The sequence below is a fragment of the Kocuria sp. WRN011 genome (genome assembly GCF_002295155.1).
Classification (GTDB): Bacteria; Actinomycetota; Actinomycetes; order Actinomycetales; family Micrococcaceae; genus Kocuria; species Kocuria carniphila.
On the sequence record NZ_NSGI01000001.1, the window covers coordinates 258,363 to 277,564 of the forward strand.

At 64.4% G+C, this 19,202-nt stretch carries 16 protein-coding genes and 1 tRNA gene; 8 read left to right on the forward strand and 9 right to left on the reverse strand.

The window, feature by feature from the left end:
- The first annotated feature begins 76 nt into the window (after positions 1 to 76).
- Positions 77 to 2,008 carry an NHL domain-containing thioredoxin family protein gene (locus tag CKW39_RS01210; protein ID WP_095796362.1) on the forward strand — a complete coding sequence of 644 codons (1,932 nt, stop codon included), beginning with the start codon at positions 77 to 79 and terminating at the stop codon, positions 2,006 to 2,008.
- Between the two features lie 119 nt (positions 2,009 to 2,127).
- On the opposite strand, the gene CKW39_RS01215 is transcribed toward CKW39_RS01210, so the two are convergent.
- Positions 2,128 to 3,111 carry a hypothetical protein gene (locus tag CKW39_RS01215; RefSeq protein WP_095796363.1) on the reverse strand — a complete coding sequence of 328 codons (984 nt, stop codon included), beginning with the start codon at positions 3,109 to 3,111 and terminating at the stop codon, positions 2,128 to 2,130.
- Positions 3,112 to 3,250: 139 nt separating this feature from the next.
- Here CKW39_RS01215 and CKW39_RS01220 point away from each other — a divergent pair, with 139 nt between their 5' ends.
- Entirely contained in the window at positions 3,251 to 3,904 is a 654-nt protein-coding gene (locus CKW39_RS01220; RefSeq protein WP_095796364.1) for a hypothetical protein, read from the forward strand.
- Positions 3,905 to 3,987: 83 nt separating this feature from the next.
- Here CKW39_RS01220 and CKW39_RS01225 read toward each other — a convergent pair whose 3' ends face one another.
- The 7 genes from CKW39_RS01225 to CKW39_RS01255 form a co-directional block, all read right to left on the reverse strand.
- Positions 3,988 to 5,478, reverse strand: coding sequence for an ABC transporter ATP-binding protein (locus CKW39_RS01225; RefSeq protein WP_254049215.1), 1,491 nt, complete (start codon positions 5,476 to 5,478; stop codon positions 3,988 to 3,990).
- Between the two features lie 54 nt (positions 5,479 to 5,532).
- Positions 5,533 to 6,369 (reverse strand): carbohydrate ABC transporter permease, encoded by an 837-nt coding sequence (locus CKW39_RS01230; RefSeq protein ID WP_095796365.1) that lies wholly within the window; start codon positions 6,367 to 6,369, stop codon positions 5,533 to 5,535.
- Between the two features lie 6 nt (positions 6,370 to 6,375).
- Entirely contained in the window at positions 6,376 to 7,344 is a 969-nt protein-coding gene (locus CKW39_RS01235; protein WP_095796366.1) for a carbohydrate ABC transporter permease, read from the reverse strand.
- Entirely contained in the window at positions 7,341 to 8,657 is a 1,317-nt protein-coding gene (locus CKW39_RS01240) for an extracellular solute-binding protein (protein WP_371514520.1), read from the reverse strand. The genes CKW39_RS01235 and CKW39_RS01240 overlap by 4 nt, the downstream gene beginning before the upstream one ends.
- Before the next feature lie 128 nt (positions 8,658 to 8,785).
- Complete coding sequence (locus CKW39_RS01245) at positions 8,786 to 9,706, reverse strand: AEC family transporter (protein ID WP_095796368.1); 921 nt, start codon at positions 9,704 to 9,706, stop codon at positions 8,786 to 8,788.
- Between the two features lie 76 nt (positions 9,707 to 9,782).
- Positions 9,783 to 10,235, reverse strand: a complete 453-nt coding sequence (panD, locus tag CKW39_RS01250) for an aspartate 1-decarboxylase (protein WP_095796369.1) — start codon at positions 10,233 to 10,235, stop codon at positions 9,783 to 9,785.
- A gap of 76 nt (positions 10,236 to 10,311) precedes the next feature.
- Positions 10,312 to 10,385 (reverse strand) — tRNA-Gly (locus tag CKW39_RS01255).
- Between the two features lie 107 nt (positions 10,386 to 10,492).
- On the opposite strand from CKW39_RS01255, the gene CKW39_RS01260 reads away from it, so the two are divergent.
- Together CKW39_RS01260 and dcd are read left to right on the forward strand one after the other, a co-directional pair.
- Positions 10,493 to 10,996: a GNAT family N-acetyltransferase gene (locus tag CKW39_RS01260; protein ID WP_095796370.1), complete on the forward strand. Its 504-nt coding sequence runs from the start codon at positions 10,493 to 10,495 to the stop codon at positions 10,994 to 10,996.
- Positions 10,997 to 11,023: 27 nt separating this feature from the next.
- Positions 11,024 to 11,602, forward strand: coding sequence for a dCTP deaminase (dcd, locus tag CKW39_RS01265; protein ID WP_095796635.1), 579 nt, complete (start codon positions 11,024 to 11,026; stop codon positions 11,600 to 11,602).
- 62 nt (positions 11,603 to 11,664) lie between these two features.
- Here the strand turns inward: dcd and CKW39_RS01270 are convergent, their stop codons facing one another.
- Positions 11,665 to 12,987, reverse strand: a complete 1,323-nt coding sequence (locus CKW39_RS01270) for an MFS transporter (protein ID WP_095796371.1) — start codon at positions 12,985 to 12,987, stop codon at positions 11,665 to 11,667.
- Positions 12,988 to 13,211: 224 nt separating this feature from the next.
- Here CKW39_RS01270 and CKW39_RS01275 point away from each other — a divergent pair, with 224 nt between their 5' ends.
- From CKW39_RS01275 to CKW39_RS01290, 4 genes are read left to right on the forward strand one after another with little or no spacing between them, the layout of a single operon-like run.
- Positions 13,212 to 16,328, forward strand: coding sequence for a Na+/H+ antiporter subunit A (locus tag CKW39_RS01275; protein ID WP_095796372.1), 3,117 nt, complete (start codon positions 13,212 to 13,214; stop codon positions 16,326 to 16,328).
- Positions 16,325 to 16,915, forward strand: coding sequence for a Na(+)/H(+) antiporter subunit C (locus CKW39_RS01280; protein ID WP_095796373.1), 591 nt, complete (start codon positions 16,325 to 16,327; stop codon positions 16,913 to 16,915). Before CKW39_RS01275 ends, CKW39_RS01280 begins: the two co-directional genes overlap by 4 nt.
- On the forward strand, positions 16,912 to 18,549 hold the full coding sequence (locus CKW39_RS01285; protein WP_095796374.1) for a Na+/H+ antiporter subunit D: 1,638 nt from the start codon (positions 16,912 to 16,914) through the stop codon (positions 18,547 to 18,549). The genes CKW39_RS01280 and CKW39_RS01285 overlap by 4 nt, the downstream gene beginning before the upstream one ends.
- A complete protein-coding gene (locus CKW39_RS01290) occupies positions 18,546 to 19,202 on the forward strand; it encodes a Na+/H+ antiporter subunit E (RefSeq protein WP_095796375.1) in 657 nt (218 codons plus the stop codon). Before CKW39_RS01285 ends, CKW39_RS01290 begins: the two co-directional genes overlap by 4 nt.

Consider the following 19,202-nt stretch of genomic DNA (forward strand, 5'->3'; position numbering starts at 1 on the left):
GCGTCACAGACCGCAACGCGCGTGCCCGGGAAGATGCGCGCGGCGGCTAACGTTGACCTGGAAGACCTGATTTTGCATGCCTGGAAGGACTCATCACACTGTGAAGACACAGCGGAGCACTACCCCCGTACGAGCTTCCGAGCTCACCGGCCGCGCCTGGCTCAACACCGGCGACCGGCAGCTGGATCTGGAGGCCCTGCGCGGCAAGATCGTGGTGTTGGACTTCTGGTCCTTCTGCTGCATCAACTGCCTGCACGTGCTGGACGAGCTGCGCCCGCTCGAGGAGAAGTACTCGGACGTGCTGGTGACCGTGGGCGTGCACTCGCCCAAGTTCGAGCACGAGGCCGATCCCGAAGCGCTCGCCGCCGCGGTGGATCGCTACGAGATCACCCACCCGGTGCTCGACGATCCCGAGCTCAAGACCTGGGACGCCTACACGGCGCGTGCCTGGCCCACCCTGGTGGTGCTGGATCCCGAAGGTTACATCGTGGCGCACCTGTCCGGCGAGGGTCACGTGCAGGGCCTGGAATCCCTGGTGGAGGAGCTCGTGGCCGAGCACGACGCCAAGGGCACCCTGCACCGCGGCGACGGTCCCTACGTGCCGCGCCCGCGTCCCGAGGGCGACCTGCGCTTCCCGGGCAAGTCCGTGCGTCTGCCGGACGGCTCCTTCCTGGTCACCGATACCGGCCACCACCGCCTGGTGCAGCTCGAGGACGACCTCACCACGGTGCGCCGGGCCATCGGTTCCGGTACCAAGGGCTGGGCGGACGGCCCCGCGGATGCCACCCGCTTCAACGAGCCGCAGGGCGTGGCCCTGCTGCCCGAATCGGTGCGCGCGACCGTGGGTTACGACCTGATCGTCGCGGACACCGTCAACCACCGCCTGCGCGGCGTGGAATTGTCCACGGGCAAGGTGCGCACCCTGGCCGGTAACGGCGTGCAGCGCCTGCTCGACGACGCTCGCGCTCGCGGCGTGGACCCCAACGAAATTCCCGCCGACGCCGCTCCCACGGACGTTGCGCTGTCCTCGCCGTGGGACGTGCTGTGGTCCACCGCAGCGGACACCCTGGTCATCGCGATGGCCGGCACCCACCAGCTGTTCTCCTTCGACCCGCGCACCGGTCAGGTCGCCGTGCTCGCGGGCACCGGTGACGAGGGCCTGCGCGACGGCGCCGCGAGCGAGTCCTGGTTCGCCCAGCCGTCGGGTCTGGCACAGGATTCCTCCGGGACGGTCTGGGTTGCGGACTCCGAGTCTTCGGCACTGCGCCGCGTGCGCTTCGACGAGTCCGGTGCGGTGTCCTCCGTGGACAGTCCGATCGGTGAGGGGCTGTTCGACTTCGGCTTCCGCGACGGCGCTGCCGACCAGGCCCGCTTGCAGCACTGCCTGGGCGTTGCCGTGCTGCCCGACAACTCGGTGGCGATCGCGGACACCTACAACGGCGCGATCCGTCGCTACGACCCCTCGACCAACGAGGTCTCCACGCTGACCCGCGGGCTGGCCGAGCCGTCCGGCGTGATCCTGGACGACGCGGACGAGCAGCCCGTCATGGTGGTTGTCGAAGCCAACGCTCACCGTTTGGTGCGCGTGCCGGTGCCCAAGGACGCTCAGACCGTGGACGAGGGTGCGGCACAGATGCAGCGCAAGCGCACCCCGATCGCACCGGGTGCCCTGGACCTGGTGGTCCGGTTCTCCGCTCCCACCGGCCAGAAATTGGATACCCGCTGGGGCGACCCCACCCAGCTGAAGGTTTCGTCCTCCCCGGCCGAGGCACTCCTTGAGGGCGACGGCACGGCGCAGGGTCTGACCCGCACGCTGCGCCTGGCCGACGGCGTGACCGAGGGAGTTCTGCACATCACCGCCCGTGCTGCCGCATGCGACGGTTCCCCGGACGGCGAGATCCCCGAGCACGCCGCGTGCCACCTGTACCAGCAGGACTGGGGCATTCCGTTCACGGTTTCCGATGACGCCGAGTCCGAGCTGACCCTGGAGCTGCGCGGGCTCGACTGATCCCGCCGCTGATCGGTGACATGAGAAAGGCCGCTACCGTCCGTGGGGACGGTGGCGGCCGTTCTCATGGTGAATTCTGCCTCGACACGGGGTGGCCAGCACGATTCAGTGCTTGTGGGTCAGTGTCTGGGCGTGACCGTGGCCTCGTCCTCGCTCACGTCCAGGGTGGCCTTGAACGTGAACGGCACTTCCTCCGAGACCTTGCTGGTCTTGCCGTCCATCAGGTTGACCGAGGTGAACTCGATCTTGGCCGTGCCCGGGCTGTCCATGAGCCCCCACTTGTCCGCATTGGGTCCACTCAGCCGGATGTCAGTGGTGGGGTATTCGGTGATGGACCACTTGACGTTGTCCTGGACTCGTCCCGAGAACTCGTAAGAGAACGGGCAACTGGCCGGGTACAGGGTGTCCTGCTCGGCGCACGTGTCCAGGTACGTCTTGGTCTGCTCGCTGACCTGCGACTTCAGTTCATCCGAGGGCCTGGCGTCCAGCGTGAGATCGGTCTCTGCATCTGGATCGGTCACCAGGGTCTGTTCGGGCTCGGCCGTCACCATGGGGGACGTGTAGGAACCGGTGTAGATCCCGGGGTAGAAGACCGCGAAGTCACGGGCGGAGTCGGTCAGCGCCACGGATTCCCCGTTGATGTCCACCGCGGTGGAACCGGGCATGGTCACGTGCATGGTGGGCAACGTGGTTCGGTCGAAATCCCACACCGTGAAGAATCCCCACTGGGTGTCTGCGGGGTGGAGAGTGAACTCGGAACTGTGTTCCTGCCCGTCCAAGGTGTAGTCGGCGCGGACCACGGCTTGGTCGCTGGTCGAGGACACCGTGGAGATCTCCACGTCGTCCAATTTCTCCGCAGCGGCCTCCAACGGCTCACCGTCCAGCAGGGCCGCGTTCGAATCGGGAACCTCGGCGTTGAGCGCACCGAGAGCCGCCGCGCCGTCGCCGGCCTGGAGCGCGTCGAAGTAAGCCTTGACGTCCGTTTCCGGGCCGTACTGGTACTTGTTGACCAGGGCGATCGTGACCGCCGCGGCCGCGACCGAGAGCACAATGAGAAAAAGCCATGCCCCTACGGCCTTCAGTACGCGGTCGGTTTGTTCCATGGATCATCACGTTAGCCCATCTACCGGAGCTAGACCGAAGACGGCGCAATACGACGATTCATTGATCCGGGCCTGCCAAAACTCCGCGTTAAGCTGGTGCGGGTCCACACCAACGGCAGCGGGAGAATCTCAGCACACCATGGCAGAAACAGTTCGGCAGGTTCCGGAGAAATATTCCGCTCCGCAGCATGTCTTTCACCCGCGCATCACCTCGTACGGGCGCAGAATCTGGGCCGCGGTGCCGCCGCTCTTGCTGGTGGCCGTGGTCTTGCTCGCGCTCTACTACCGCCGCCCGCGCGGGCCCGTGCTCGCGGTCCTGATCTTCCTAGCCCTGGTCGGCGGAATCATCGCCTACGGATACCTGCGCCCCGCGCTGACCGTGATCACGCAGACGCACTTCTTGAAGTCGCGCTGGATCGGATTTCACGCCGTACCCCGCGACCGGGTACACCAAGTGGTCACGGTGGACAAGCTCCTGCCGCCGCGCCCCAAGCCCGGGAAACCTCGCGGCCGGCCGTACTTGTGGCTCGTGACGGAGACCGGCAAGCGGGCCATGGCCCTGGACGGCATCGTGTGGGACACGGCCTCGCTCAAGAGTTTCGCGGACCTTTCCGGTGCGCAGCACGTGAACTTCAAACAGGCCACGCCGGACCAGGTCAGTAAGCACTGGCCCAAGTTGGTTTCCTGGCACGTGCGTTACCCACGGTTGCGCTACGCGGCCTCGTCGCTGGCTCTGGTGCTCGTGATCGTCCTGGTCGTCTGGTTGACCTTCGTCCAGACCACGTTCCAGTAACAGCCGCACAAACGCCGACGCCGCCGTGAGACTCCCTGGGGAGTCTCACGGCGGCGTCGGCGTTTCTATGCGCTCGGCGAGCGTCAGGCGCTGGTGCTGCCGCCCTGGCCCTGGCCCTGCCATGGGGCGTCGTCGGCGCGGTGACGGCCACCGGCCTCAGGACGATCACCGGTGGCATTGCCGTCACGGGTGTCCGTGCGGAGAGCGTCGGCATCGGAACGGCCACCTGCCGTAGCGCGATCACCGGCATCCGTGCGGCGCGTGTCCGCCGTGCGGTCGCCCGTGTGAGCGGCACCGTTGTCACGATGGGTGCCACCCGACTCGCGGTCGGCCTTCTGCCGCGCGCGCTCGATCTCGGCTTCGCGCTCCTCGGTGGCCTCGCGGGTCAACTCCGCACCGGCCTCCTCGTCGCGGGTGAGGTTCTCACCGGTCTCGGGATCGAACACGTGCATGCGGCGGGCATCCAACCAAATGTTGGCCGCTGTGCCACCGCGGATGCGGGATGAAGCGTCCAGGGACACGACCACCTGCGAAGGCATCTCGTCCGCGTCCAAGTCCTTGGCCAGCTCGTCGAGCTTGTGCTTGACGGCCTGGTCCTGCTCGAACTGGATGTAGCCGTACTGCTGGTTACCCAGCCACTCGGTGTGGGTGAACTCGGCCTCGAACGTGGTGCCGTGGGGCACCTTGGCCTCGTCCACGAACTTGGAGTCCTCGAAGTGCTCGGGGCGCAGGCCCAACAGCACAATGTCGTTCTTGCCCGACACTTTCTGCTGCACGCGCTCCGGGACGTCGATGTCACCGATGGGCGTCTTGAACACGTTGCCCTCGATGCGCGCCGGCAGGAAGTTCATGGACGGCGCTCCGATGAAGCCCGCCACGAACAGGTTGACCGGCTGCTCGTACAGCTCACGCGGGGACGCGATCTGCTGCAGCACGCCCTTCTTGAGCACGGCCACGCGGTCACCGAGGGTCATGGCCTCGGTCTGGTCGTGGGTCACGTAAATGGAGGTGATGCCCATCCGGCGCTGCAACTGGGCGATCTCCGTGCGCATCTGACCACGGAGCTTGGCGTCCAGGTTGGACAGCGGCTCGTCGAAGAGGAACGCATCCGCGTCACGCACGATCGCGCGGCCCATGGCCACACGCTGCCGCTGACCGCCGGACAGGTTGGCCGGCTTGCGCTCCAGATGATCGTCGAGGTCCAGGGTGTCCGACGCCGCACGGACCTTACGGTCGATCTCGTCGTTGGAGAACTGACCCTTGGACAACCGCAACGGGAACGCAATGTTCTCGTAGACGGTCAGGTGCGGATACAGGGCGTAGTTCTGGAACACCATGGACAGGTTGCGGTCGCGGGGAGCCTTGTCGTTGACGCGCTCGCCGTCGATGAGCAACTCGCCGCTGGTGATGTCCTCGAGTCCCACGACCATGCGCAGGAGGGTGGACTTACCACAACCCGAGGGGCCCACGAGGATCAAAAATTCGCCGTCGGCCACGTCGATGGAGACGTCATTGACCGCCGGAAAACCGTCGTCGTACTTCTTGACGAGGTTCTGCATGGTAATAGCTGCCATGTCTACTCAGTCCTTACTGTGCTTGAGCTTGAAGTGTTGAGGGACCGGCGGGGATCAACCCTTGACCGCGCCCTGGGTCAAACCGGAAACGATCTGGCGCTGGAAGGCCAGGACCAAGAGCACCACGGGAATGGTCACGATGATCGCCGCGGCGGAAATGGCGCCGGCGGGATCCTCGAACTGCGAGGCACCCGTGAAGAACGCCAGTGCCGCAGGGACCGGTCGGGCCGCCGATGTGGAGGTCAAACCGATTCCGTACACGAAGTCGTTCCAGGCGATGAAGAACGCAATGATCGCGGTGGTGAACACACCGGGTGCGGTCAGCGGAACGATCACCTTGCGGAACGCCTGCCAGGTGGACGCGCCGTCGACCTGGGCCGCGCGCTCCAGATCCCACGGGATCTGCTGGAAGAAAGCGGCCAGCGTCCAGATGGAGATCGGAAGGGTCAGGGACAGGTAAGGAATGATCAGACCGAGCCAGGTGTCGTACAGGCCCACCTGACGCCACAGGTTGAACAGCGGCGTCACGATGGAGATCACCGGGAACATGGACACCATCAGCGCGGTGGTCAACACGATGCGCTTGCCCGGGAAGTCCAGGCGGGCGATCGCGTAGGCGCACAGGGTGGCCAGCACCACGGCAATGAACGTGGCGATCAGCGAGATGCCGATGGAGTTCCACAGAGCGGGCAGGAACAGGTCCTTGGCGTCTCCCACGAAGATCTGTTCGTAGTTGTCGGTGACGAACTGGGAGGGCAAGAACTTGCCGGAACTCAGATCGGCCGGGGACTTGAACGAGGTCATCAGGATGGACAGCACCGGGAACAGCGCGTAGATCAACACCAATACGGTGACGATGGCCCATCCGAGCTTTTGTTTAGTGCTCAACATGGCGGTTTACCTACCCTTCCCAGAGCCGGCCAGATCCACCTTGAAGACCTTGATCGCGGTGAATGCTATGAGCATCACGCACAGGAACAAGATCACGGAGATCGCCGAGCCGAGGCCAATTTCCAGGCGTCCGATGGAGGTTCGATACGCGAGCAGCGAGAGCGCCTCCGTGCCGTACTGGCCCTGGGTCATGATGAAAATGTTGTCGAAGATACGGAACGCGTCCAGCGCGCGGAACACCACGGCGACCATGATGGCGGCCTTCATGTTCGGCAGGATCACCTTGGTCAGGCGCTGCCACGCGGAAGCGCCGTCCACGCGGGCCGCCTCGGAAAGTTCACCCGGAACCTGTGCCAGCCCTGAGAGCAGCAGCAGCGAGATGAACGGCGTGGTCTTCCAGATCTCGGACGCCATGATCACGCTCAACGCCGGGCCCTGCGAAGCGAACCAGTTGAAATCGGGGCCGATACCGGGCACCCAGTCGAACCAGTTGTTCACGTAACCGGTGGTGATGTCGAACGCGTAGAACCACGCGAATGCGGACACCACGGTGATGATGCCGTAGGGCACCAGGATCGCGGTGCGCAGCAGGCCACGGGTGGACTTGATTGCGCTGTGCATGACCAGCGCGAGCGCAAGACCCAGCACCAGTTCCACGAGCACAGTGACCACGGTGATCAACAGGGTGACACCCAGGTCTCGCCAGAACAGTCCGTCCGAGAAGACCGTGGCGTAGTTGCCCAGGAACACGAATTCCTTGTCACCGGGTGCAGTGAGGCGGAAGGAGAACAAGGAGTCGTAGATGGCCTGCACAATGGGGTACAGGGTCACCAACAACATGATGATGAACGCCGGGCCGGCCAGGAGCCAGCCAAGTTTGCGTTCTGCCCGTACGCGGTCCGAGATCTGCCGCTTGCGCTTGGGCGCTTGGGTCGTCTGAGGTGCTTGGGTTGAAGAGTCGACTGTTGAACTCACAGCAGCGCATCTCCCTTCAGGACTTGCTCAATAAAGGCAGTGGTCTCCTTGGGAGTGTTTTCGTTCACGCTCTGCGGGGGCGTCCACTCCTGCTGGATAGCGGTGGAAATCTCGTTGTAGTACGGAGTCTGCGGGCGAGGTGCTGCGTTGTCCAGAGATTCCCGGATGACCGGCGCCTGCGGGTACGCCTCGCGCACCGCGGCGTCGTCGAAGGCCTTCGCGGAGGACGGCGGGTTGCCGTTGGTCGCGAAGTACTGGGACTGGTGTTCGGGAGTGACAATGCATTCAACGGCCTCCCATGCGAGCTCCTGATTCTGGGAGTCGGCACCGACACCAATGTTGATGCCACCCAGGGGCGGAGCGGACGGGGTGTCGGCATTGACGCGGGGCCACTGGGCCCAACCGATGTCGTCCACGACCGCCTTGTCCAGCGACCCTTCTTCCACGGCGCCGTTGGACGCCGCCCAGACGAACGGCCAGTTCACCATGAACGAGCCCTTGTCCCCCTGGAACTGGATCATGGAGGAGTTCTCGTCCTGGGTCGGAAGCCCAGGTCCACCCAGGCCCTCCTTGCCAATGGTGCCCACGATGTCCGCGGCCTTCTCGCCGGCCTTGGTGTCCAGGGTGATGTCCGCGTCCTGGCCCTCTTCGCCGGCGGTGATGATCTCGCCACCGGCCGAGGCAACCAGCCCGTTGACCCACACGGTCATGGACTCCGCTTGGGTTCCCTGCACACCCAGGTACTTGTCCTGAGTGCGTGCGGCATCAATGATTTGATCCCACGTGACGGGCTTGGACATGTCCAAACCAGCAGCCTCGGCGACCGACTCGCGGTACCAGAGCAGTTGAGTGTTGGCCCAGAACGGAACGGCCACGACCTCACCGTTCCACTTGGCGCCCTCGAGCGGGCCTTCCAACGTGTCCGCCGTGGTCCGTTCGACAACATCCGCCGGCGGCTTGGCCAGGAACCCGGGCTCGGCGAGTTCGGGCACGAACGGCGGATCCAGGCTCATGATGTCCATTGAGGTGTCACCGGCGGCCAGGCGACGGGCCAACTGCTCGCGCTGCGACGATGCATCGCGGGGCAACAGCGACGTTTCGATCTTGTACTTCCCGTCCGACGCCGCGGAGCACTGTTCCGCGATCTCGGCCTGTCCGCCGTCGTCCGGGTTGATGTACCACGTGAGCGTGGGCGGACCCGATTCTTGCGAACCGCACGCCGTCAGCAACATTGCCGACGCGCCCGCGAGCGCCGCAGCGCTTCGGATCCGGCGCCCCCTCCGCGCCGTACGTGGTGTGTGAGTGGCTTTCACTATGTTTCCTCCCCTGTGGCAAGGTCATGCACTGGGCAGTGAGCCCGTGGACCCGAGGAGGGCCATCAGGCTGCTCAGCTTTTACTCAGTCTATTGGTGGGGTATTTCACACCGACTGACCGACGCGGTCACGAAAGCACAACGGCAATGATTGCCATGGTGACCATCGAGAACACTGTGGTGACCAATACTGTGTCACGGCTCACAGTGGTTGCGCGGTTATACCGTACCGCCGCCACGTAAAGATTTTGAGCGGTGGGCAATGACGCCATGATCACCGCGGCGTAGAGGACGTGGCCGTCCAAGCCGAGGAGTAGCCCCAGGAACAGTGCCAGGGCGGGGTGGATGAAGAGTTTCGCGAACGAGGCGATCAAGGCGTCGGTGCGCTCACGCTTGTCGGACAGGGGACGCGAGCCCACCAGGGACATGCCGAAAGCCAGCAGCATGGCGGGGATACTCGCACCGGCCACCAGCTCAATGGGTTGTAGGACCAGGTCGGGTAACTGCCATCCGGTCGCACCGAACAGGATGCCCAGCAGTGATCCCACGATCAGGGGATTGGTGAAGGTGTTCTTGATGATCGACCACGGAGTGGGCCGGTGACCGTCCGTGAGCGTGTCCATGATCGTGAGGTACAGCGGTGAATTGACGGCCAGCTGGAACAGCATCACGGGGGCCACCTGAGACGCGTCCCCCAACACGAACATCGCAATGGGGATACCCAGATTGGCGGCGTTGACCTGCGCGGCGGCCTGTGACCCCATCACCACGGTGGCGGCGTCGCGCTTGAGGGCGAAGCGGGCAACGGCCGCATACAACAGCATGGTGACCCATGCGGAGACGGCTGCGATCAAGAGGGGAGCGGAAAACATCTGGGCGATGTCCGCCTGCGAAATGGTGAGGAACAGCAGCGGCGGTGAGGCCACGTAGAACGAGAGCTTGGACAGCACCACTTGCCCGTGCGGACCCAGGAAGCCCGAGCGGCCCACCAGGAATCCCACCCCGATCACGGCCCAGATGATGAAGAATCCGGAAAACACGCCGCTCACGGGCGAGTCCCCTCTGCAACGAAGTTCGGGTGCTGTTCTCCTCGCGGGAGAGAAGGTCCGGGAGCCACCGCCGTGGCTACAGTGCCGCTACAGCGGCGTCTTCCTGGGCTTCGGTGTGATCGCGCGCCTGTGGCGGGCGCACCATGTCACCGGTGACGGCATCCGCGGGGTCCGAGCCCAGGGCCACGATCTTGTTGTTCTCGTCCACGTGCACCACGTGGGGGTTGTAATTCTGGGCTTCCGCGGTGTCCATGAGCCCGTAGGAAATCAGGATCACCAGGTCGCCCGGGTGCACCAGGTGGGCTGCGGCGCCGTTGATTCCGACCACACCGCTGCCGCGCTCGCCGGCGATCGTGTACGTCTCAAGACGGGCACCGTTGTCGATGTCCACGATGGAGACCTGCTCGCCCGGAAGGATATTGGCCGCATCCAGGAGGTCCTGGTCGACGGTCACGGATCCCACGTAGTGCAGGTCGGCCTGGGTCACGGTTGCTCGGTGGATCTTGCCGGTAAACATGGTGCGCAGCATGGGTGCTCCTCGACGCGTGCAATAAGTAACACGAACCCCGGGTCCTCGAAAGGTTTCCCGGGGTGGTGGCGCGATATGGAGCGGCTGACGGGAATCGAACCCGCGTATCAGGCTTGGGAAGCGTGCGCTCTACCATTGAGCTACAGCCGCGCGTTGCACCAATCAGACCTAACGGCCCGATTGAACGCCACCGAGTCTACAACAACTTCAGCGGGGACTTTCTTCCCAGGCCCCCGAACCACGAGGTAGGAGCGCCCATGATCCGGCCAGCCGATCAGCGTGACCTGATTTCGCTCCCAGCTGTGGAAGTGGCCGCGGGCAAGATCTTCGAGGACGTTGGCATGCCTGAGATCGCACTGGACGTCCCGCCCAGTCTGACCTGGCTGGGTGGCTTCCAACGAGCGGGCCGGTTATGGGTCGCGACCGACGACGCCGGAGAGCCGGCCGCGTACTGCGCTGTCGAGCTGATCGGGGCCAATGCCCACATCGCGCAGGTTTCGGTTCACCCCAGGCTGGCCGGGCGGCGCATTGGTGCGGCCCTCATCGACACCGTGGGTGATTGGGCCGAGACCCAAGGCTTGGACGGACTGTCCCTGACCACGTTCCGAGACGTTCCGTGGAACGCGCCCTACTACGCGCGCCTGGGCTTCCGCGAACTGCCGGAGGGAGAGTGGTCCCCGGAGCTGCGTGCTGTGGTCGACCGTGAAACCGCGCAAGGACTGGATCCTGCCGCGCGGGTGGTCATGATGAAACCTCTGTGACCGGTACCGGTGCACTACCGTGTAAGCGTGCTCATCTCCGATCGTGACATTCGCAGCCTCATGGATTCCGGCCGTGTGCGGCTGGAACCGTACGACCCAGCCATGATCCAGCCCGCCAGTGTGGACGTGCGCCTGGACCGGTGGTTCCGGTTGTTCGACAACCACAAGTACGCACACATCGATCCCGCCCAGGAACAGCCCGAGCTCACACGGTTGATCGAGGTGGATCCCCAGGAACCGTTCGTTCTGCACCCCGGCGAGTTCGTCCTGGGTGCCACGTACGAGAAGGTCACACTCCCCGACGACGTCGCCGCGAGACTCGAGGGCAAATCCTCCCTGGGTAGGTTGGGCCTGCTCACGCACTCCACCGCGGGGTTCATTGATCCGGGTTTCTCCGGGCACGTCACACTGGAGCTGTCCAACATGGCCACGCTGCCCATCAAGCTGTGGCCCGGCTCCAAGGTGGGGCAGCTGTGCTTCTTCCAGCTCTCGTCCGCGGCGGAGCATCCGTACGGCAGCGGGGCCTACGGGAACCGGTATCAGGGACAGCGTGGCCCTACGGCCTCACGGAGCCACGTGAATTTTCACCGCTCGCCGGTCGAGTAACGTGCCGATTCTTGGGCCGACGTTCATATGCGTCTCGACGGATATGACGATCGCCCCGCCGATCAGGCCTGAACGGTCGTGAAGCCCTTGGGCGGCTTGGGTGTGAACAGCAGCAGGACCAGTCCCACTCCCACCACGCTCAGGATCCCCAGGATGCCCCAGATCTGGGCGCCGAAGGCGGTGACGAAAATACCGAACATCGTGGGCGCCAGGAAGCTCACCGCTCGGCCCGTGGTCGCGTAGAGGCCGTACATCTCGCCGTCCCGACCGGACGGGGTCAGTCGGCCCAGGTAGGTTCGCGACGCCGCTTGAGCAGGTCCCACGAACAAGCACAGCGCCAGGCCGCACACCCAGAACGCGGTGGAGCCCTCCCAGAACAACAAGACGGAACCCGCGACCATGATGCCGAGCAGCGACACGACGATCACGGCACGGGGGCCGGCGGCGTCGTCGAACTTGCCGCCCACGATCGCGCCGAGCGCTGCGGCGATATTGGCGACCACCGCGAAAATGATGACCTCGGACATCGAAAAACCAAAGGTACCCGCCGCAAGAACGCCGCCGAACGTGAAGATACCGGCGAGCCCGTCGCGGAAGATGGCGGAGGAGAGCAAAAAGTAGACGGTGGCGGGGGAACGGCGCCAGACCCTGGCAATGGTGCGGAACAAATCTCTGTACGAGGCCAAGATGCCGCGGCGCGGGGCGGGTGAGGCGTCGTCGTCGTCGATCTCGAGTGGGCGGTAGGGCATGCTGCGAGCGCGCAGCATCAGGGGCAGTGAGAACACCAGAACCCACACGGCGCTGAACAGGGCCACAGAACGGTAATTGAGGGCGTCCTCGGTGGCGATCCCCAGAAAACCGGGCTGGACGAAGCCGAAGAGCACGAACGCCAACGCCACGATGCCGCCCAAGTAGCCGGCACCCCAGCCCCAACCGGAAACCGCACCGATCTTCCGGGGGCCGGCCAGACCGGGGAGCATGGCGTTGTAACTGACCTCGGCGAACTCGGCCACGATGCTGGCGATGGCGATCATTGCGACACCGAAGATCAGGAAGGACGGCTCGGGGCGGGCGAAGAACGCGAGGCCCGTGAAGAGCGCCAGCAACACCGTGTTGACACCCAAGAAGCGGGAACGGGAGCGAGGTGCGTCCGAGCGCTGCCCGATCAACGGGGCGGTCAGGGCGATGAAGAAGCCCGCGATGGCCATGCCCGCGCTCAGCACGGCAGACGTGTGCTCGGGTGAGCCGAAGGACGAACTTGTCAGGTACACGGTGAACACGAAGGTGAGCATGATCGCGTGGAACGCTGAGGATCCCGTGTCCCACAAGCACCAGGCGAGGACCTGTGCGCGCGTTCCCACGGTCTCCCGGGCTTGAGTGGTCATGGCCCCCACCCTAGGGCCCAGATGTGACCCGCGGGTAAAGAATTAACGGGGTGGCGCGCGAGCTTTTCGTTCCTCGGTTCACCCAGAGGAAAATGTGGACGTGTCATCTATGCGCTTTGTTAGGATTGGCAGGAATCTTCCGGCCCGTCCGCCTGGGTAGAACCGTGCCTTTCGTGGGGGTCATGTCCATGCTATTTGTGACCTCCAGAGAGGTTTAGGTTTCTATGCTCGCTGTGCTGCTCCTCCACGGCCTTGCAGCCCTGTGTGCGCCAGCGATCCTCAAACGAACCGGACGATCCGGCTTCTACGCCTTGGCACTGGTGCCCCTTGGTTCGTTGATTTGGCTGTTCACTCAAACTCCCCGCGTCTACGGTGAATCCGGCGAGTGGTACAGCACCCTCGAGTGGATCCCGCAGCTGGGGATCACCCTGGCCTTCCGCATGGACGCGCTCGCCTACATGATGAGCCTGCTGATCCTGGGTGTGGGCGCACTCGTGTTGATTTACTGTGCGCTGTACTTCAAGTCCGATGCGGACGGGATCGGGGCCTTCGCAGCGCAGCTCGTGGCGTTCGCCGGGGCCATGTTCGGTCTGGTCACCGCGGACGACCTCCTGGTGCTCTTCGTCTTCTGGGAAATCACCTCGGTCCTGTCGTTCCTGCTGATCAGCTACTCGCGCACCAAGCTCGCCGCTCGTCGCGCCGCGTTGCAGGCGCTCGTGATCACCACCGCGGGTGGCCTGGCGATGCTCGTGGGCATGATCATGCTGGGCGAGGCTGCGGGGACCTACCGCGTCTCACAGATTGTCGACGCCGCCCCGGAACTGATGGCGACGTCCGCCACCCTCAACGTGGCCATTATCCTGATCCTGGCCGGCGCGATCTCCAAGTCCGCGCTGTTCCCCACACACTTCTGGCTTCCCGCGGCCATGGCCGCACCCACGCCGGTCTCCGCATACCTGCACGCTGCGGCCATGGTCAAGGCCGGCATCTACCTGGTGGCACGCTTCGCTCCGGGGTTCGCCGCGACCGAGTGGTGGTTGCCGGTCACGGTTTCCCTGGGTCTGGCCACCATGATCTTCGGCGGCTGGGTGGCCCTGCGCCAGTTCGACCTCAAACTCATCCTCGCCTACGGCACCGTGAGTCAGTTGGGCTTCATCACCGCGGTCATCAGTTTTGGTTCCGCGGACACGGCCATGGCCGGCATGGGCATGGTCATGGCCCACGGTCTGTTCAAGGCCACCCTGTTCCTGTGCGTGGGCATCATCGACCACCAGGCCGGAACGCGAGACATCCGCAGGCTCTCGGGTGTGGGGCGCAGTGCTCCCAAGTTGTTCGTCGTTTCGCTCATCGGTGCCGCGTCCATGGCGGGTGTGCCACCGCTGTTCGGTTTCGTGACTAAGGAAGCCGTGCTCACCGCACTCGTGGACCACAGCGCGGAACCCCTGGGCATGATCATGCTCGTGGGCGTGGTCATCGGCTCCATCCTGACCTTCGCCTACAGCGCGCGCTTCATGTGGGGTGGCTTCGCCCGCAAGCCAGGACAATTCTCCGAACTGGACACCGCAGAGGATGGCCAGTCGGTCATCGGTGACTTCAAGCCGGTCCCGTGGGGTTTCATCCTGGCCCCGGCCGTTCTGGCAGTCCTCACCGTAGTGTTCGGTCTGTACCCCAAGCCCATGGAAGCCGGTATCAAGCCCTATCAGGAGGAGTTCTCCGACGCCGCCGAATCCGGGGTGCACTTGGTGCTGTGGCACGGATTCACCGTGGCCCTGGGCCTGTCCGCGCTGATCATCGCCTTGGGTGCGGTGCTGTACTTCGCTCGCCGCCCCGTGGGCCAGTTCCAGGACAGGCTGCCGGAGGTTCCCACCGGTGACTTCGTTTACCGAAAGATCGTCAACGCACTGGACCTGGTGGCCGTGTGGGTCACCGGTCGCACACAGCGTGGTTCGCTGAAGTTCTACCTGTCGGTCATCCTGGTTACCGCGATCGTGGTGCCCCTGATCGCGCTGTTCTGGTACGAAACCCCGCCGTTGGCCGACACCCGCTACGCGGATTCCCCGGGCCAGTTGGTCACCGGCATTGCCATGATCGTGGCGGCACTGTTGGTGCTCACCGCGGGCAAGCGGTTCCTTGCGGTGCTGCTCGTTTCCGTGACCGGTTACGGCCTTGCGCTCATCTTCGCCCTGCAGGGTGCCCCGGACCTGGCGCTGACCCAGACGCTCGTGGAGACCATCATGCTGGTGGCCTTCGTGCTGGCGCTGCGTTCGCTGCCCGGTCCACTGTGGAACCGCCGACCCGCCGGTCGCAAGGCCTTCCGCGTGATCTTCGCCGTGGCGTTCGGGCTGTTCATGATGGCCCTTGCGGCCTTCTCGATCTCGTCCCGCTCCGCCGAGCGCATCTCGCTCGACCTGCCTCGCCTGGCTTACGAAGAGGGCGACGGCGCCAACGTGGTCAACGTGATCCTGGTCGACATCCGCGCGTGGGACACCTTCGGTGAGATCACCGTGCTGGTCGTGGCGGCCACCGGCATCGCCTCGTTGATCTTCGTGAAGAGCCGTGGCGACAGGTTGCGCAGCGAGCGGCACCAGCTGGACACGTCTGAACTCAAGATGATCCGCACGATGAACGCGGCCGCCCATTCGCAGAACGTCAACACCGAGCAGCTGGATCTGGCCCGTCGCTTCTCATCACGCCCGGATGCCGACCCGTTCATCCTGGCCGGCCGGACGCTGGCACCCGAACGGCGCTCCATCATCTTCGAAGTGATCGCACGGTTGCTGTTCCACACCTTCATGATGGTCTCCATCTACCTGCTGATCGCCGGGCACAATGACCCCGGTGGCGGCTTTGCCGGTGGCCTCATGGCCGCCCTGGCGCTCACGCTGCGCTATCTGGCCGGCGGCCGTTACGAACTGGAACGGGCCACCCCGGTCAATGCCGGTTGGATGCTCGGTGCGGGTCTGGCCATCGCCTCGCTCTACTCGATCGTGCCCGTGCTTTTCGGTGGCACCGTCATGCAGAGCTACACGTTCGAGTGGGACATGATCGTGTTCGGCCACGTGAAATTCGTGACCTCCGTGATCTTCGACATCGGTGTCTACCTGATCGTGATCGGACTGGTCCTGGACATCCTGCGTTCGTTGGGCGGGCGCATCGACGAGCGTAAGGAACGTGAGGCCTTCGACGGCACCACCAAGAAGGGCGGTGGTTCTCGCATCCGCGTGACCCGCAGCGGTCCGTCCGTCTCCGCGCAGCGCGTGGGGGACTCCGCTTCCGCAACCACGTCCAACGGACCCGGAGCCTCGGCCACGGGTGGCAACCCCACGGAGGTGCAGGGATGACTGTCAACCTGACATTGCTCGTGGTCATGGGCGTGATGTACTCCGTGGGCGTGTACTTGCTCCTGGAACGCTCCATGACCCGCGTGTTGCTGGGCATCATGCTCTTGACCAACGCCACCAACCTACTGATCCTGCACGCGGGTGGCACCCCCGGATTCGCTCCGCTCTACAACAAGGATCTTGACGGATCCGAGTACTCGGATCCCCTACCGCAGGCGTTGATCCTGACCGCGATCGTGATTTCGCTGGCCACCACGGCGTTCATCCTGAGCATGATCTACCGCTCCTGGACCCTGGCCCGCCGCGACGAGATCCAGGACGACCTTGAAGACCGTCGCGTGGCACAGCAGTCCGCCTACGACGCCGAGGACGACGACGCCATGCCCCAGGACTCCTCCGAGTTCACCGACTCGGACACTCCGCCCGTACGGCCACGTCACAACGAAGAGGAAGCCACTGAGTCCCCCGGACATCACCGAGCACAGCACCTGGCTGCCCCTTCATCACCGGACTACGTCGAACACGCAGAGGGCCATCGCCATGAGGGTCACGGACCCGAGGACACCGGAGAGGAGGGTCGATCATGAACTATGACTTCGCGCAGCTAGCTCCGCTGGCCGTGGTGATCCCCTTCCTGGGCGCCGCGATGAACATGTTGATCGTGCACCGGAACCGGTTGCAGCGCTTCGTGACGATCGGTGCCATGAGCGTGACTCTGGCGTTGAACGTGATGATCATGATCACCGTGTGGAACCAGGGCCCGCAGGCCATCCACCTGGGTGATTGGGCCGCACCCTTCGGCATCGTGATGGTCGTCGACCAGCTGTCCGCCCTGATGCTCGTGGTCTCCGTGGTCGTTTCCTTGGCGGTGTTGATCTACGCGGCGGGCGAGGGCGTCGCCGACGGCGACGACGAGGGCCCCATCTCGATCTTCTACCCCACCTTCTTGATCCTGGTGGCCGGTGTCTCCAACGCGTTCCTCGCCGGAGACCTGTTCAACTTGTACGTGGGTTTCGAGATCCTGCTGACCGCCTCCTACGTGCTACTGACCATGGGCGGAACCGTGCAGCGCATCCGTGCCGGCGTCACCTACGTGGTGGTCTCGGTGATCTCCTCCGTGCTGTTCCTGATTTCGATCGGCATGATCTACGGCGCCACAGGCACGGTGAACATGGCCGATCTGTCCATGAAGTTGGCGGACCTGCCGCAGGGCACCCAGATGCAGCTGCACCTGATGCTGCTCATCGCGTTCGGCGTGAAGGCCGCAATCTTCCCGCTGTCGTTCTGGCTGCCCGACTCCTACCCGACCGCCTCCGCACCGGTGACCGCCGTGTTCGCGGGCCTGTTGACCAAGGTGGGCGTCTACTCGATCATCCGTACCGAGACCCTGTTGTTCCCCGGAACACAGATCAACGACCTACTCATGTGGGTCGCCCTGCTCACCATGCTGGTGGGCATCCTGGGTGCGCTGGCCCAGATCGACATCAAACGTATGCTCTCGTTCACGCTGATCAGTCACATCGGGTACATGATCTTCGGCATCGCAGTGGGGACCGAGGCCGCGTTGGCGGCAGTGGTCTATTACATTGCCCACCACATCGTGATCCAGACCAGCCTGTTCCTGGTTGCTGGCCTGATCGAACGGCGTGGCGGCTCCACCAACGTGGATCGCCTCGCGGGCATGCTCAAGATCTCACCGTTGCTCGGCATTCTGTACATGATCCCGGCCCTGAACCTTGGTGGCATTCCGCCGTTCTCCGGCTTCCTGGGCAAGGTGGGGCTCCTGGAAGCGGGCGTTGCCCGCGGAACCGGCCTGGATTACCTGCTGGTCGGTGTCAGCGTGTTCGTGTCGCTGCTGACCCTGCTCGCCCTGATTCGCGTGTGGATCCGCGTGTTCCTGCGCAGCGTGGACGACGCCGAGTATCCGGACCCCGTGCTGCGCTCCACCACCGTGGACGGCAAGCGACCGCGGACTTCCGGGCCCGCATCCCGCGACCAGTCCAGCACCTTTGCCGGTCGTGGCGCCGTGGTGCTCATGCCGAGCTTCATGGTGGGCGCAACCACGGCGCTGGTGATCGTGGGTGTTGCGTTGACCGTCTTCGCCGGGCCGCTCTTCGATTTGGCGGATAACGCTTCGCAGAACCTGATCAACCCGGACCGCTACATCGATGCCGTCTTCGCCCCGGTGGGCCAGGGTGGCGTGAGCGAGGAGGCGCAGTGAGTACTTCCCCCACCCTGAAGCGTTCCCAGAGCACGTTCCGCGCCGATATCCCGCTGCTGTTGTGGTTGGTCGTGGTGTGGGGTGCCCTGTGGGGCGATTGGAGTCTGGGAAACCTAGTGTTCGGGTTGATCCTTGCGCTGATCGTGACCCGCGCGCTCACTTTGCCTCCCATCACACTGTCCGGCCGTTTCAACGTGCTCCACTTCGCGGTGTTCGTGGCAACGTTCATCTGGCAGGTGGCCAAGGCTAGTTTCCACGTCTTCAAGCTGGCTCTGATTCAGGGACCCAAGGTGCACAACGCCGTGGTGGGTGTGAAGTTGCGGCAGAACAACGACCTGCTGATGACCGCGGTGGGCCACACCATGGCCCTGATCCCGGGCTCCCTGGTCATCGAGGTGGATCGCGCGTCGGGCATTCTGTACTTCCACGTTCTGGACGTATCGAACGAAGAACAGGCCGAGATCTTCCGCAAGTCCGCACTCAGGATCGAAGCCGCCTGGATTCGCATCATGGGCACCAAGGAACAGCTGAAGGAATTGAAGCACGAGTCCAAGGGCGATGACACGACCACGACCGGCATGATTCATTCGCCATCCACTCAGATGCACCGCGCAGGTGGGGCAGCTGAGCGGGCTGATCGGGGAGAGGAGTAA

Excerpts from the sequence above, each read along its gene's own strand:
- CKW39_RS01285 (WP_095796374.1), top strand. The coding sequence starts at position 16,912 with ATGAACTATGACTTCGCGCAGCTAGCTCCGCTGGCCGTGGTGATCCCC.
- CKW39_RS01270 (WP_095796371.1), bottom strand. The coding sequence starts at position 12,987 with ATGACCACTCAAGCCCGGGAGACCGTGGGAACGCGCGCACAGGTCCTC.
- CKW39_RS01230 (WP_095796365.1), bottom strand. The coding sequence starts at position 6,369 with ATGTTGAGCACTAAACAAAAGCTCGGATGGGCCATCGTCACCGTATTG.
- CKW39_RS01210 (WP_095796362.1), top strand. The coding sequence starts at position 77 with ATGCCTGGAAGGACTCATCACACTGTGAAGACACAGCGGAGCACTACC.
- CKW39_RS01225 (WP_254049215.1), bottom strand. The coding sequence starts at position 5,478 with ATGGCAGCTATTACCATGCAGAACCTCGTCAAGAAGTACGACGACGGT.
- panD (WP_095796369.1), bottom strand. The coding sequence starts at position 10,235 with ATGCTGCGCACCATGTTTACCGGCAAGATCCACCGAGCAACCGTGACC.
- CKW39_RS01260 (WP_095796370.1), top strand. The coding sequence starts at position 10,493 with ATGATCCGGCCAGCCGATCAGCGTGACCTGATTTCGCTCCCAGCTGTG.
- CKW39_RS01280 (WP_095796373.1), top strand. The coding sequence starts at position 16,325 with ATGACTGTCAACCTGACATTGCTCGTGGTCATGGGCGTGATGTACTCC.
- CKW39_RS01215 (WP_095796363.1), bottom strand. The coding sequence starts at position 3,111 with ATGGAACAAACCGACCGCGTACTGAAGGCCGTAGGGGCATGGCTTTTT.
- CKW39_RS01275 (WP_095796372.1), top strand. The coding sequence starts at position 13,212 with ATGCTCGCTGTGCTGCTCCTCCACGGCCTTGCAGCCCTGTGTGCGCCA.
- CKW39_RS01220 (WP_095796364.1), top strand. The coding sequence starts at position 3,251 with ATGGCAGAAACAGTTCGGCAGGTTCCGGAGAAATATTCCGCTCCGCAG.